Origin of the sequence: Dactylosporangium sp. CA-233914 (genome assembly GCF_050942935.1) — a bacterium.
In the GTDB taxonomy this organism is placed as follows: Bacteria; Actinomycetota; Actinomycetes; order Mycobacteriales; family Micromonosporaceae; genus Dactylosporangium.
On the sequence record NZ_CP192030.1, the window covers coordinates 3,033,658 to 3,046,772 of the forward strand.

Sequence of the window (13,115 nt, forward strand, 5' to 3'; positions counted from 1 at the left end):
CGGTTCCCGTTCGACGTGACCCACGGTGTCGCAGGCCGTTTACGGCTTCTTGCTCGTCGGCTTACGGCGCAGCTCACGCGACGCGTACGTGGACATCACCCGGCCGAGGCAGGGTTATCGTGGCCGTCATGCGGTTTGGCGTGCTCGGCCCGTTGACGGTGTGGACGACCAGCGGCACACCGGTTGGGGTGCCCGGGCTGAAGGTCCGCACCCTGCTGGCCGACCTTCTGGTGCACGAGGGCCGGCCGGTCTCCGCTGACCGACTCGTTGATGACCTGTGGGGCGACAACCCGCCCGGCAACCCCGCAGGCGCCTTGTCGGCGAAGGTCTCGCAGCTGCGCCGGGCGCTGGAGGACGCCGAGCCGGGCGGCCGGGAGTTGGTCCAGCACGATCCCGCGGGGTACCTGTTGAAAGGTGAGACCGACGCCGACAGGTTCCAGTCCCTGATCGCCGAGGCGGGCCGGGCCGGCGAGCCCCGGGCCAGGGCCACGCTGCTGTCGGAGGCGCTGGCGGCATGGCGAGGCCCGGCGTTCGCCGACTTCGCCGACGAGCCGTTCACCCGGTCCGCCATCGCTCAATTGACGCAGCAACGGCTCACCGCTGAGGAGGACCTGGCCGAGGCGCGGCTATCACTGGGCCAGCACGCCCTGCTGGCCAGCGGGCTCGGCGCCCTACTGGCCGAGCATCCACTCCGGGAGCGCTTGCGGGCCGCGCACATGCGCGCCCTGTACCGCTCCGGACGCCAGAGCGAGGCCCTTGCCAGCTACGAGGAGCTGCGCGGTCTGCTCGCCGATGAACTGGGCCTGGATCCGGGTGTCGAGCTGGTCGCCCTGCACCGGGCGATCCTGACGCAGGACGCGGCGCTGGCCGCGCCGGCCACACCGGGTCCGTCGGCGCAGCCTGCCTCGAACCTGCGCACGCCACTCACCGAGTTGATCGGCCGGGGCGACGCGGTCGCCGAGATCCGCGCTCGGTTGGAGACCGACCGCCTGGTGACGCTCACCGGTCCAGGCGGGGTGGGGAAGACTCGGCTGGCGCTGGAGACCGCCCGGCAGCTGGCCTCGCTTCCACCGGGCGCCGAGGGAAGTCCGTTCCCCGATGGCGTGTGGTTGGTCGAGCTGGCGGCCCTGGACCGGCCGACCGACCGGGACGTGACGCACCGGGTGGCAGAGGCGATAATGTCAGTGCTGGACATCCGGGACACGACCGGCCCGGCTGAGCCGGTGGCCTCGGTGGACCGGCTCGCCGAGGCGATGCGCCACCGGCGTCTGCTGCTGGTGCTGGACAACTGCGAACACATTGTCGAATCGGTTGCCGAGCTGGCGGAGCTGCTGCTCCACACTGCTGCGGGGCTGCGGCTGCTGACAACCAGCCAGGAGCCGCTCGCCCTTGCCGGCGAGGTCGTCTGGAGCGTTGCGCCGCTCAAGGTGCCCGATCGCGCCGCCGGTCTCGCCGAACTGGAACGGACCGACTCCGTACGGCTGTTCGTGGCACGGGCGGCTGCGGCTGCTCGCGGATTCGTCCTCGACGCCGACACCGCCCCGGCGGTCGCCGTGCTGTGTCGGCGGCTCGACGGCATCCCGCTGGCCCTGGAGTTGGCTGCGACGAGGGTCCGGGCGCTGGGCGTGCAGGGCCTGGTCAACCGACTCGACGACCGGTTCCGGCTGTTGGCCGTCGGCTATCGGGGGGCGCCACCGCGGCAGCAGACCCTGATGGCGATGATCGACTGGAGCTGGGAGTTGTTGACCGACCCCGAGCGCGTTGTGCTGCGCCGGCTGGCGGTGCACGCCGACGGCTGCACCTTGGAGGCCGCCGAGGTCGTCTGCGCGCAGGACGGCCTGGACGTCGTGGACCTGCTGGCCCGTCTGGTCGACCGGTCGCTGGTGGTCATGGTGGAGAACGCCGATGTGCCCCGATACCGGCTGCTGGAATCGGTGGCGGCCTATTGCATCGAGCGACTGCAGGCAGCAGACGAACTCGAACCGCTCCGGCGGCGGCACCAGCGCTATTACGTCGACCTGGCCGAGCAGGCCGAGCCGCACCTGCACGGACCTGACCAGCAGCGGTGGCTGCGCCGCCTCGACGCCGAGGCGATGAATCTCCGCGCCGCGCTCAACGCCGCGATCAGGGACGCGGACGCCGACGGCGCCCTGCGCCTCGTCGACGCGATGGCCTGGTACTGGTTCCTGCGCGGCCGCCTGAACGAGGCCCTGCGGTCCTTCGCTGCCGCACTCGCCGTCAAGCCCTGCGGTAACGCTGACGTTCCCGCGTCCCACGCCGGAGCCGTCGCCACCGTCTCGACGTCCGCACGCCGGGCCAGGACGTTGGCCTGGGCGACCGGTGTCGGGTTCCTCCACGGCGACGTGGCAGACCGGGAAGAGCGCCGTAGGACGGCGCTGCGACTGTTCGACGACACCGATGACCTGGGCGGGCGTGCCAGAGCACAGTGGTTCCTGGCCTACGCCGGGATCGGCCGCGGCGATCTGACCGTCGCCGAGGACCTGCTGGACCGGGCACTCTCGGACTTCCAAACACTCGGTGATCGCTGGGGAATCGCCGCCGTCCTCGCCAGCCGGGCCAAACTCTCGCATATCAGGGGGGATGTCACCGCGATCGAACGTGACGCCGACCGGAGCGCGGCACTGTTCCGTGAGCTCGGCGACCGCTGGGGCCAGCTGGAGGCATCCGGCTGGCTCGGCGCCCTCGCCGAGATGACCGGCGACCACGACCGGGCCGAACACGTCCACCGCGACGGGCAGCGCATGGCCGAGGAACTCGGTATGTGGACGGAGGTTGCCGGCCGGCTGTCCTGGCTCGGGTGGATCGCGCTGCAACGCGGTGACTACCCGCAGGCGGTGCAGTCCTGCGAGCGGGCGCTGCGGCTGGCCGTCGAACAGGGCCACCAGGAGGCACAGATCTTCGCCAGGATCGGACTCGCCTTCGCCGCCCGCAGAGACGGTCGCCTCGACCTCGCCGAGACCCACCTCCGCGACATGCTCAGCCTGGCTCCACGCCAGGAAGCCCAACCTCCGTACCTTCCCCTCGTCCTAACGGAGTTCGGCTTCCTCGCCGAGCAACGCGGCGACGCGGCCACCGCCCTCGCCTCCCACCTGGAATCGCTCGACCTCGCCGCCGGGTTCGACACATCCCGGGACATGCCGATCACCGTGGAGGGACTGGCTGGGGCGCTGGCCCTCGCCGGACATCACCACCGCGCCGCCCGGCTTCTCGGCGCGGCGGCTGCGACGCGCGGATCGAGCTCACGGCCACCTGGGCCTTCCGAGCGCGGCGACATCGACCGAATCACCACACGGGTCTGTCAGGCCCTGGGCGAACCCCGTTTCACCACCGAGTTCCAACTCGGCGGCGGCCTCACCTCCGAAGAACTGCGGGCCCTCGCAACCACGCTGAACGAGCCCATAGTGTGACCGTTGTCGACACCGGGTGAATTTGATCAGGTTTGGGCGATCAGGTACCGCTGGAATTCGGGGCCATCGATGCCAGATAACGTTCTTCGGCTGCCTACGTCTGAAGCCAGAAGGTGTCGTGGCGGAGGAAGAACTCCGTCCTCTCCTCCTCGCTCGCCCCGACCAGGTCAAGAAGTCCCGACGGTCAGGTCATCGGCGACGCCGTGTCCTCCTGCGGCCTGATGATCGCCCTCTACTACGGCCTCACCTCCGCCTCGGCCTACCGCGGATCGGCCGGCCTGCGGGATCTCCTCTCGCGCTGCGCCCTGCCGGCGCTCGGCGGACCGCAATGGCACATCGGCGGCGTATTCATCATCGGCATGCTCGCCCTGCTGCTCGGCCTCGTGCTCATGCTGATCTGGTCGCGCCTTGTCCCCGGTTCTTCCACTGGGGGTGGGAACGAGCCGTGCAGCACTACATTTGGTGCAGTTGGAGCAGGGTCATGAGTGATCTGTTGGTGCGGGATGCCAGTGCTCTTCATCGCGCTCTGGAAGGGGCCGGTGAAGAGGTAGAGGTGGCGCTGTCACGGGAGACCGCGGAGTTGGTGTCCCGGTGGGTCGACGCCCGGACGCGCGGTGAGGAGATCCTGGTGTCCCCAGGCAACGCCGAAATCTCCCCGACCGAGGCGGCGGTGCTGCTGGGCATGTCACGTCCTCAGGTCTGCAAGCTGATGGACCGTCACCTGCTGGAGTTCCGCAAGGTTGGCACACACCATCGCATCCGGGTCTCCTCGATCAGGGCATTTCTGGAGTCTGAGCGTCCACGTCGGCGCGACGCGCTGGCCGACCTGGCTGCCTTGCAGAACGATCTCGGCCTGACCGGATGAGCGACACTCCCGAGGAGACGGACCTGGTCCGTGTCGTCCTCGCCGATGCGAACGTCCTGTACTCCCGCGTCCTGCGCGACTATCTGCTAAATACGAGCCGCAGATGTACGCCCGCACACCGCACCGCGGTCGCATCGGAATCAGGCGGCGCGTTTGCGGGGGATGACCAATGCTGTGCCGGTTTCCGGGTCGGGGATGACCCGGCATGGCAGGGTGAAGACCTGTTCCATCATCGGCTCGGTCACCACCTGCGACGGTGGGCCCTCGGCGAGGATGCGGCCGTCGCGCATCGCGACCAGGTGGGTGGCGTAGCGGGCGGCCAGGTTCAGCTCGTGCAGCACCGCTACCAGAGTGCGTCCGTGGTCGCGGTGCAGGCTCGCGCACAGCTCCAGGATGTCGATCTGGTGGGCGATGTCGAGGTACGTGGTCGGCTCGTCGAGCAGCAGCAGCGGGGTCTGCTGGGCCAGCACCATCGCGATCCACACGCGCTGGCGCTGGCCGCCGGAGAGCTCGTCGACGTACGCGTTCGCCAGCTCCGTCACCGAGGTCGCGTCCATCGCCCACTTGAGCGCCGCCTCGTCGGCCGGCGCCCAGGAGCTGAGCGGGCCGCGGTGCGGGTAGCGGCCGCGGGAGACCAGATCCGCGACCGTGATGCCGTCCGGGGCGATCGCGGTCTGGGCGAGCAGGCCCAGGTGGCGGGCGACCTCCTTCGCCGGGCGGGTGGCGATGTCGCGGCCGTCGAGCAGGACCGTGCCGGACTTCGGGCGCAGGACCCGGGCCAGGGAGCGCAGCAGGGTCGACTTGCCGCAGGCGTTCGGGCCGACGATGACCGTGAAGGAGCCGTCGGGGACGTCGATGGACAGGCCGGTGGCGACCGTACGGCCGTCGTAGCCGAGCGTGAGGTCGGTGCCCCGCAGCCGGTCGGACTCAGACACGGGCTCTCCTTGCGGTACGCGCGAGCAGCAGGACCAGGTAGCCGCCGCCGAGCAGGCCGGTCACCACGCCGACCGGGAGCTGGTGGCCGGGGAAGGCGCGCTGGGCGACCACGTCGGCGCCGCTGAGCAGGGCGGCGCCCAGCAACAGCGACGGCAGCAGGTTCGGGCCGCTCGTGCGGGTCAGGCGGCGAGCCAGCTGCGGGGCGGTGAGCGCCACGAACAGCACCGGGCCGGCGGCCGCGGACGCGGCGGCGGCGAGCAGGACCGCGCCGGCCAGCGCGGTGACGCGGACCGCGCCGACGTTGACGCCGAGCGCGCGGGCCGGGTCGTCGCCGAGCTCCAGGTTGCGCAGCGCCTGGCCGCAGGCGACGACGACCGGGGTGACGACGGCCAGGGCGCCACCGGCGACGGCGGCGTGGCCCCAGCCGCGGCCGTCGAGGCTGCCCGTGAGCCACAGCACGGCCCGGGCGGCGTCGACGATGTTGGCCCGGATGAGCAGGTAACTGTTGACGCCGGTGAGAATGCCGGCCACGCCGATGCCGACCAGGATCAGCCGGTGGCCGTGGCCGCCGCCGCGCCACACGAGCAGGTAGATCGCGACGCCGGTGGCGATCGCGGAGAGCATCGAGCCGGTGGCGACGGCCGTGGTGCCGCCGCCGAACGCCACCACCGCGAGCAGCCCGCCGGTGGCCGAGCCCTGGGTGAAGCCGAGGACGTCGGGGCTGCCCAGCGGGTTGCGCACCAGTGACTGGAACAGCGCGCCGGCCAACGCCAGGGCGCCGCCGGTGACCAGGGCGGTGACGACCCGGGGCAGGCGCAGCTCGCGAACGATGAACTCGTCGGCCTTGGAGCCGTGCCCGAACAGCGTGCGGACCACGTCCGGCACGCTCATCGGGTAGTCGCCGCTGCCGATCGCGTACAGGGCGATGAGGACGGCGACGGCGGCCAGGACGAGGCCGACGGTGAAGGCGCGGGTCCGGCCGCTCATATGCGCCGCCGGCGGACGATCGCCAGGAAGAAGCAGCCGCCGAGCACGGCGGTCACGACCCCGACCTGCAGCTCTCCGGGCCTGGCGACCACCCGGCCGATGACGTCGGCGGCGAGCAGCAGCGCCGGGGCGAGGATCGCGCTGTACAGCAGCAGCAGTCTCACGTCGGGCCCGGTGAACGAGCGGACCAGGTGCGGCACCATGAGGCCCAGGAACACGATCGGGCCGCACGCCGCCGTGGCCGCGCCGCACAGCAGCACGATCGCGACGGCCGCGGCGATGCGGATGCGGCCCGGATGCGCGCCGAGGGCCCGGGCGGCGTCGTCGCCGAGCGCCAGGGTGTTGAGCGGGCGGGCCAGCGCCGCGGCGACGATCACGCCGGCGGCGACGAACGGCGTGATCAGGCCCGCGGTGCCGGGGCGGGCGGCGGCGAGCGAGCCCGCGGTCCAGAACCGCATCCGGTCCAGGGACGCGGTGTCCAGCAGTTGTACCGCGGCCACGTAGGCGTAGAGGGCCGCGCTCACCGCGGTACCGCTGAGGGCCAGGCCGCCGGGGGACGAGCCGCGCCCGCCGGCCACGGCATAGACCACGACGGACACCAGGGCCGCCCCGCCGAAGGCGAACCAGATGTATCCGGAGAGATCCGTCACGCCGAGGAAGGCGATCGCGCTGACCACGGCGGCCGACGCGCCGGCGTTGACGCCGAGCAGGCCGGGGTCCGCGAGCGGGTTGCGGGTCAGCGCCTGCATCAGCGCCCCGGCCAGCCCCAGCGCGGCGCCCACGAGCAGGCCCAGGACGGTGCGCGGGAGCCGCAGCTCGCGCACGACGGTGGCGCCGGCCGAGGCGGCGTCGGTCAGGCCGTGCCACACCTCGGCGGGGCCGAGGGCCCGGGCACCGATGGCGAGGCTGGCGACCGCGACCACGACGAGGACGCCGGTCGCGCTGGCGAGCCGGACGAATGCGCGCAAAACTACCGCCTTGACACGATCAACTTAAGTGAGGCTACCCTAAGCTTCGATCGAGAGGGAGGCAACCCACCATGTCCTTCAACGTGTCCCGCCGCGGCCTGCTCGCCGGCGTCCTCGGCCTGGGCGCGCTCGCCGCCTGCGGCGACGGCGAGTCCGGCACCGGCGCCGAGCCGGGCGCGAGCGGTGCTGGCGGTGGCCCCTTCGCCTTCACCGACGACCGCGGCACCAACGTGAGCCTGGCGGCCGCGCCGAAGAAGATCGTCGCCTACATCGGCACCGCCGCCGCCCTGCACGACTTCGGCATCACGTCCCCGCTCGTGGGCACCTTCGGCCCGCTCAAGGCGGCCGACGGCGGCAAGGACCCGCTCGCCGGCGACGTCGACCCGGCCAAGGTCGAGTCGCTGGGCAACGCGTGGGGCGAGTTCAACATCGAGAAGTACGCCGCGCTGCGCCCCGAGCTGCTCATCACCAACATGTACGAGCCGAACCAGCTGTGGTACGTGCCGGACGACAGCAAGGACAAGATCCTCGCGCTCGCCCCCAGCGCCGGCATCACCGTGTCGCGGACCTCACTGCGGAAGGTCATCCAGCGCTACGCCGACCTGGCCGGGGCCCTCGGCGCGGACCTCGCGGCCAAGCCGGTCGCCGACGCGAAGGCCCGCTTCGAGGCGGCCTCCGAGGCGGTCAAGGCCGCGGTGAAGGCCAACGGCGGCCTGAAGGTGCTGGCCGCCTCGGCGAGCCCGGACCTGCTCTACGTCTGCGACCCGAAGGTGTACGCCGAACTGAGCTACTACCAGGAGCTCGGCGTCGAGGTCATCGCCCCCGGCGCCGTGTCCGGCGGCTACTTCGAGAACCTGAGCTGGGAGAACGCGGACAAGTACCAGGCCGACGTGATCCTGCTCGACAACCGGGCCCAGGCGCTGCAGCCCAGGGACCTCGCCGCCAAGCCGACCTGGGCGAGCCTTCCCGCGGTCAAGGCCGGGCAGATCGTCGCCTGGCAGAGCGAGCCGCGCTTCAGCCACGCCGGGTGCGCGGGGGCGCTGGAGGCGCTCGCGAAGGCCCTGGCCGCAGCCAGGAAGGTCGCGTCGTGACGTATGACTTCTTCGACGTCTCGGTGGTGCGGCACGAGGCCCTGACGCCCGCGGCGGTGCGCGTGACCTTCGCCGGGGACACGCTCGGCGGCTTCGTCAGCGGGGGAAGGGACCAGCGGTGCAAGCTGTTCTTCCCGGCGCCCGGCCAGTCCGAGGCGATCGTGCCGCGCTCCGAGCAGTGGTACCCGCGGTGGCGCGCCCTGGACCCGTCGGTTCGCGGGATCATGCGCACCTACACGGTCTCCGCCGCGCGCCCGGACTCGTTCGACGTCGACTTCGCCCTGCACCCGGGCGGCGGCCCGGCCATCCAGTGGGCCTCGCAGGTCAGCGTCGGCGACCGGCTGCTGGTGCTCGGCCCCACCGTGGCCGACAACGGCGGCGTCGACTTCCAGCCGCCCGCGGACACCGAGTGGGTGCTGTTGGCCGGGGACGATTCCGCGGTCCCGGCCCTGGACGCGATCCGGTCCTGGGTCGGTTCCTCGCTGCCGGTGTACTCGTGGATCGCGAGCGCGCCGCAGCGCTGCGCGCCCGGCACCGTGCACTGCCCCGGCGGGTTGGTGGCGCCGTTGCGGGACGCCGCGCTGCCGTCCGGGACGCCGTACGCGTTCATCGCCGGGGAGTCCGGCGAGGTCCGGGCGCTGCGGCGGCATCTGGTGCGGGAGCGGGGCTTCGACAGGCGGCGGGTGAGGTTCACCGGCTACTGGCGGCGCGGCGCGACCGAGGACGACCTGATCGAGGAGTCGGCCGCGGCCTGACGGCGTTGCGGTCCCGGCCCGGCCGGGAGCGGTTTCTCCCGGCCGGGAGGCGTGGCGCGGGTCAGTTGGAGGCGACGCCGAGGTGGGCTTCGCCGCCGTGGTCCTCGCCGAGGCTGCCCAGGCGGTTCTGGAGCTCGTCGATGTCGCCGCCGGTGAAGGCGGGCTGCTCGCCCTCGTCGTAGCCGCTGCTGTACTCGACGTGCTGGCCGTGCACGAGCGCGGTCGACTCCGCCTCGTGGTGGTCCTGCTCGAAGATGCCGAACTGGCTGCCGAAGTCGGCCTGCGCACCGTGGTCCTGGTGCAGGTGGTCCTGCGCCTCGTGCTCCTGGCCGGCCTCGTAGTGGCCGAAGTCGGTGCCGTGGCCGCCGAAGACGTCGGGCTGGTCGTTGCCGGTGTATCCCGGGTCGAGCGTCTCCGGCTGGTCGTTGCCGGTGTAGCCGGGGTCGAGCTGCTCGCCGCCGTCGTAGTCGCTCATGGCTGTCTGCCCCCTTGAGAGATCTCGCATTTGTCGTCGAGAAGCACGATAGGGGCGCTACCGGCATTGCCACGCAACTGTCGCCAACCCGACCTCACCCCGCCGGCCGGGCCGGGGCGGGGAACTCAGGCCGGGTAGCGGCGGGGCGTCCACACGACCGGGGCGGACCCGTCGCGGTCCAGACGCCGGGTCTGCGACGAGCCGACGATGAGCAGCGTGCGCATGTCCACTTCGGACGGTTCCAGGTCGGCCAGGCGGACCACCCGTACCGACTCCTGCGGGCCGCCGACGTCGCGGCCGACCACGACCGGGGTGTCGGCGGCGCGGTGGCGCAGCAGGACCGCCTTGGCCGCCTCGACCTGCCACGTGCGGGACTTCGAGCCCGGGTTGTACACGGCGATGACGAGGTCGGCGCGGGCCGCGGCCTCCAGCCGGGCGGTGATGACGTCCCACGGCTTGAGCCGGTCCGACAGCGACAGCACGCAGAAGTCGTGGCCCAGCGGGGCGCCGACGCGGCTCGCCACGGCCTGCGCCGCGGTCAGGCCCGGCAGGACCCGGACCGGGAGGTCCTTCCACTGCGGCTCGGCGGCGACCTCCAGCACCGCGGCGGCCATGGCGAAGACGCCCGGGTCGCCGGAGGAGACGACCGCGACGCGGCGGCCGTCGCGGGCCAGGGACAGGGCGAACTCGGCCCGCTCGGCCTCGACGCGGTTGTCGGAGGCGTGCCGGCGCTGGCGGGGGTTGTGCGGGACCCGGGCCAGGTACGGCCCGTAGCCGACGAGGTCGTCGGCGGCGGCCAGCGCGGCCTGGGCCTCCGGCGTGAGCCAGTCACGCCCGGCCGGGCCGAGGCCGACGACCACCACCTCGCCCTCGTGGCCGGCGTCGGGCGGCGTCTCGGCCAGCCGCGCGGCGGTCTCGTCGTGGACGCGGGAGGGCAGCAGGGCGATCGAGAAGTACGGCACCGTCGCCGGGTCCACATCGGACAGCGGGGCGACGCGCTCGCCGGCGGTGGTGGCCCGCTCGACGTACCAGGCCTCGTCCAGCCGGCCCGCCCGCTCCAGCGCGTCGCGGACCTTGCCGAACGTGCGGCCCAGCTTCATCACCGCGGCCGAGTCGGTGGTGGCGAGGCGCTCGGCGAGCACGTCCGCGTCCAGGGTGCCGGGCAGCACCGTGAGGATCTCGTCCCGCTCGACCAGCGGGCGGCCCAGCACCGCGGAGGCGCCGGCGACGGAGGTCACGCCCGGGACGACCTCGGTGCGGTACCGCGTCGAAAGCCGCTTGTGCATGTGCATGTACGAGCCGTAGAACAGCGGGTCGCCCTCGCACAGCACGACCACGTCCCGGCCGGCGTCGAGGTGCGCGGCCAGGCGGGCCGCCCACGCGTCGTAGTGCTCCTCGATGACGCCCCGGTAGTCGGCGCTGTCCTCGGTCGTCACCGGGTAGACCAGCGCCTCCTCGATCTGCTCGGGGCGCAGGTACGGCGCGGCGATCGAGCGGGCGATGCTGCGCCCGTGGCGGGCGCTGTGGTAGGCCACGACGGGCGCGGCGGCGACGAGCCGGGCCGCCTTCACCGTCACCAGCTCGGGGTCGCCCGGGCCGAGACCGACGCCGTAGAGCCTGCCACCGTTCACAGTGCTACTCCCTCTCGCTCGCGATCGCGTTGACGGCGGCGGCCGTCATCGCGCTGCCGCCCCGGCGCCCGTGCACCACGAGATGCTCCAGCCCGGACGCGGCCAGCGCCGCCTTCGACTCGGCGGCGCCGATGAAGCCGACCGGGATGCCGAGCACCGCGGCGGGCGTGCCGGCCCCCTCGGCGACCAGCTCCAGCAGCCGGAACAGGGCGGTGGGCGCGTTGCCGACGGCCACGACGGCGCCGTCGAGGCGGCCCCGCCACAGCTCCAGCGCGGCGGCGCTGCGGGTGTTGCCCAGCCGGGCGGCCAGCGCCGGTACGGCGGGATCGCGCAACGTGCACACGACCTCGTTGTCGCGGGGCAGCCGGGCCCGGGTCACCCCCGAGGCGACCATCTCGGCGTCGCAGAGGATCGGTGCGCCCGAACGCAGCGCGGCACGCGCGGACGCGACGACGCCGGGGGAGTAGCCCACGTCCGCGGGCAGGTCGACCATGCCGCAGGCGTGGATCATGCGCACCGTCACCTGCGCGACGTCGGCCGGCAGCCCGGACAGGTCGGCCTCGGCCCGGATGGTGGCGAACGAGCGCCGGTAGATCTCGGCGCCGTCGCGGATGTACTCCGTCATGCCGCCGCGCTCCGGTAGCCCGAAATCGTCGCGACCATCTCCAGGTGCCTTTCCTTCGGTGCGCCGCAGCGCCGCTCACAGCCGACCCAGTGCACCGGCCGGCCCTCCGGTGACGATGTGCCGGCGGCCACGGCGGCCCGGGCGTCCGCGCGGACGTCGGCGAGCGACTTGGCGCAGCCGGGCCGCCCGGCGCAGGCCGTCACCCCGGCCCACGGCGAGGCGGGGTCGGCGACGAGCCCGGCCCGCTCAGCCTCGGCCATCGCGGCCGCCGGGACGACGACGGTCCGCCACGGCGTGACGATGATCTCGTCCGCCGCGGCCGCCAGCGCCGCCGACTGGTCCGCCGTGAGCAGCCCGAGCGGCACGACGAGGACCGCGGCGCGGCCGTGGACCCCGGGCGCGGGCGCCGCGGCCCGGTTGATCGGGACATCCGCGAGCGCGGTGCCGAGGCGGGCCGCGACCCGGGCCGGCCCGTCGGTGAGCTCGGCCAGCCGCCACGCGCGCGAGTCCTGCGCGGCCCGCTCGGCCAGGAACGCCTCGGCGGCGCGGACGAGCAACTCGGGGCCGCCGCGGGCCTGGGCCGGTACACCTGCCAGAACCAAACGGGAACCGTGCAGCCCCACGTCGCCGAGCAGCGGCGTCACGTCCCCGCGACCGTCGTCGACGGTGGCCAGGAACCGGCCCGGCAGCGCCGCGAGGGCGGGTGTGGCGCACAGCATCGCGTCGAACTCGCGCACGAGCGGGCGGACGGCCGTGCTCAGCGGGCTGGCCACGATGTTGCGGACCCGCTCGTGGGTCGCCGACGGCAGCAGGCCGGCGTCGCTCAGCCGGGCCGCCAGCTCGTGCTCTGCACCCGGCGGAAGTGCCCTGACCTGCACGTTTCCCCGTGAGGTGAGCTCCAGTGCGGGGTCGGCGAGCTCCGCGGCGGCCGCCCGCAGGACGCCGAGTTGCGCGCCGGTGATCCGCCCGCCGGGCAGCCGCACGCGCGCCAGCCCGCCGTCCGCGGCCGCGTGGACCTGCACGGCACCGGGGCACCGGTCGGGGGCGTCGCGTCCGCTGGGAGCCTGCACGGGCGGATACTACCTGCGCCTGCGGGCCTCGGCACGTGCGCTTGACTCCGTGCGGGCTCGTCGAGGAGAGTTGTGACGCTGTACCACGGCGACGTGTGGAGGAACCCGGTGCGAATCCGGGACGGTCCCGCCACTGTGACCGGGGAGCGAGCCTCCAGCACCACACGGCCACCGGGCCCCGCCCGGGAAGGCCCGGGGGCGAGCGCCGATCCGGGAGCCAGGAGACTCTCCGTCGCCGGACCCATCCCACCGGCTTGGGGCGCGGACCCCGAGGGAGGACCCCG

Annotated in this window: 12 protein-coding genes and 1 riboswitch; of the genes, 5 read left to right on the plus strand and 7 right to left on the minus strand. The window is 73.2% G+C overall.

Annotation, left to right across the window (positions count from 1 at the left end; translation table 11 throughout):
- Positions 1-128: 128 nt before the first annotated feature.
- From ACQPY0_RS14075 to ACQPY0_RS14085, 3 genes are all read left to right on the plus strand, one after another.
- Positions 129-3,428, plus strand: a complete 3,300-nt coding sequence (locus ACQPY0_RS14075; RefSeq protein WP_432988714.1) for a BTAD domain-containing putative transcriptional regulator — start codon at positions 129-131, stop codon at positions 3,426-3,428.
- 221 nt (positions 3,429-3,649) lie between these two features.
- Positions 3,650-3,913, plus strand: a complete 264-nt coding sequence (locus ACQPY0_RS14080; protein WP_432988716.1) for a hypothetical protein — start codon at positions 3,650-3,652, stop codon at positions 3,911-3,913.
- Positions 3,910-4,293 (plus strand): helix-turn-helix domain-containing protein, encoded by a 384-nt coding sequence (locus ACQPY0_RS14085; RefSeq protein WP_432988718.1) that lies wholly within the window; start codon positions 3,910-3,912, stop codon positions 4,291-4,293. Before ACQPY0_RS14080 ends, ACQPY0_RS14085 begins: the two co-directional genes overlap by 4 nt.
- A 140-nt stretch (positions 4,294-4,433) precedes the next feature.
- Here the strand turns inward: ACQPY0_RS14085 and ACQPY0_RS14090 are convergent, their stop codons facing one another.
- The 3 genes from ACQPY0_RS14090 to ACQPY0_RS14100 are packed head-to-tail and all read right to left on the minus strand — an operon-like array spanning position 4,434 to position 7,184.
- Complete coding sequence (locus tag ACQPY0_RS14090) at positions 4,434-5,228, minus strand: ABC transporter ATP-binding protein (RefSeq protein WP_432988720.1); 795 nt, start codon at positions 5,226-5,228, stop codon at positions 4,434-4,436.
- On the minus strand, positions 5,221-6,216 hold the full coding sequence (locus ACQPY0_RS14095; RefSeq protein WP_432988722.1) for a FecCD family ABC transporter permease: 996 nt from the start codon (positions 6,214-6,216) through the stop codon (positions 5,221-5,223). The genes ACQPY0_RS14090 and ACQPY0_RS14095 overlap by 8 nt, the downstream gene beginning before the upstream one ends.
- Positions 6,213-7,184: a FecCD family ABC transporter permease gene (locus tag ACQPY0_RS14100; protein ID WP_432988724.1), complete on the minus strand. Its 972-nt coding sequence runs from the start codon at positions 7,182-7,184 to the stop codon at positions 6,213-6,215. Before ACQPY0_RS14100 ends, ACQPY0_RS14095 begins: the two co-directional genes overlap by 4 nt.
- 71 nt (positions 7,185-7,255) lie before the next feature.
- Here ACQPY0_RS14100 and ACQPY0_RS14105 point away from each other — a divergent pair, with 71 nt between their 5' ends.
- Together ACQPY0_RS14105 and ACQPY0_RS14110 are read left to right on the plus strand one after the other, a co-directional pair.
- Complete coding sequence (locus ACQPY0_RS14105) at positions 7,256-8,275, plus strand: ABC transporter substrate-binding protein (RefSeq protein WP_432988726.1); 1,020 nt, start codon at positions 7,256-7,258, stop codon at positions 8,273-8,275.
- Positions 8,272-9,030, plus strand: coding sequence for a siderophore-interacting protein (locus ACQPY0_RS14110; RefSeq protein WP_432988728.1), 759 nt, complete (start codon positions 8,272-8,274; stop codon positions 9,028-9,030). The genes ACQPY0_RS14105 and ACQPY0_RS14110 overlap by 4 nt, the downstream gene beginning before the upstream one ends.
- 61 nt (positions 9,031-9,091) lie before the next feature.
- Here the strand turns inward: ACQPY0_RS14110 and ACQPY0_RS14115 are convergent, their stop codons facing one another.
- From ACQPY0_RS14115 to ACQPY0_RS14130, 4 genes are all read right to left on the minus strand, one after another.
- Positions 9,092-9,505, minus strand: a complete 414-nt coding sequence (locus ACQPY0_RS14115) for a hypothetical protein (RefSeq protein ID WP_432988730.1) — start codon at positions 9,503-9,505, stop codon at positions 9,092-9,094.
- Positions 9,506-9,630: 125 nt separating this feature from the next.
- On the minus strand, positions 9,631-11,136 hold the full coding sequence (locus ACQPY0_RS14120; RefSeq protein WP_432988732.1) for a precorrin-2 C(20)-methyltransferase: 1,506 nt from the start codon (positions 11,134-11,136) through the stop codon (positions 9,631-9,633).
- A 4-nt stretch (positions 11,137-11,140) separates the two neighbouring features.
- Positions 11,141-11,761, minus strand: coding sequence for a precorrin-8X methylmutase (locus ACQPY0_RS14125; RefSeq protein ID WP_432988734.1), 621 nt, complete (start codon positions 11,759-11,761; stop codon positions 11,141-11,143).
- The gene (locus tag ACQPY0_RS14130) at positions 11,758-12,831 is read right to left on the minus strand and encodes a precorrin-3B synthase (RefSeq protein WP_432988736.1); all 1,074 of its coding nucleotides are present in this window, start codon (positions 12,829-12,831) and stop codon (positions 11,758-11,760) included. Before ACQPY0_RS14130 ends, ACQPY0_RS14125 begins: the two co-directional genes overlap by 4 nt.
- 36 nt (positions 12,832-12,867) lie before the next feature.
- A riboswitch (cobalamin riboswitch) is annotated at positions 12,868-13,079 on the plus strand.
- Positions 13,080-13,115: the final 36 nt, after the last annotated feature.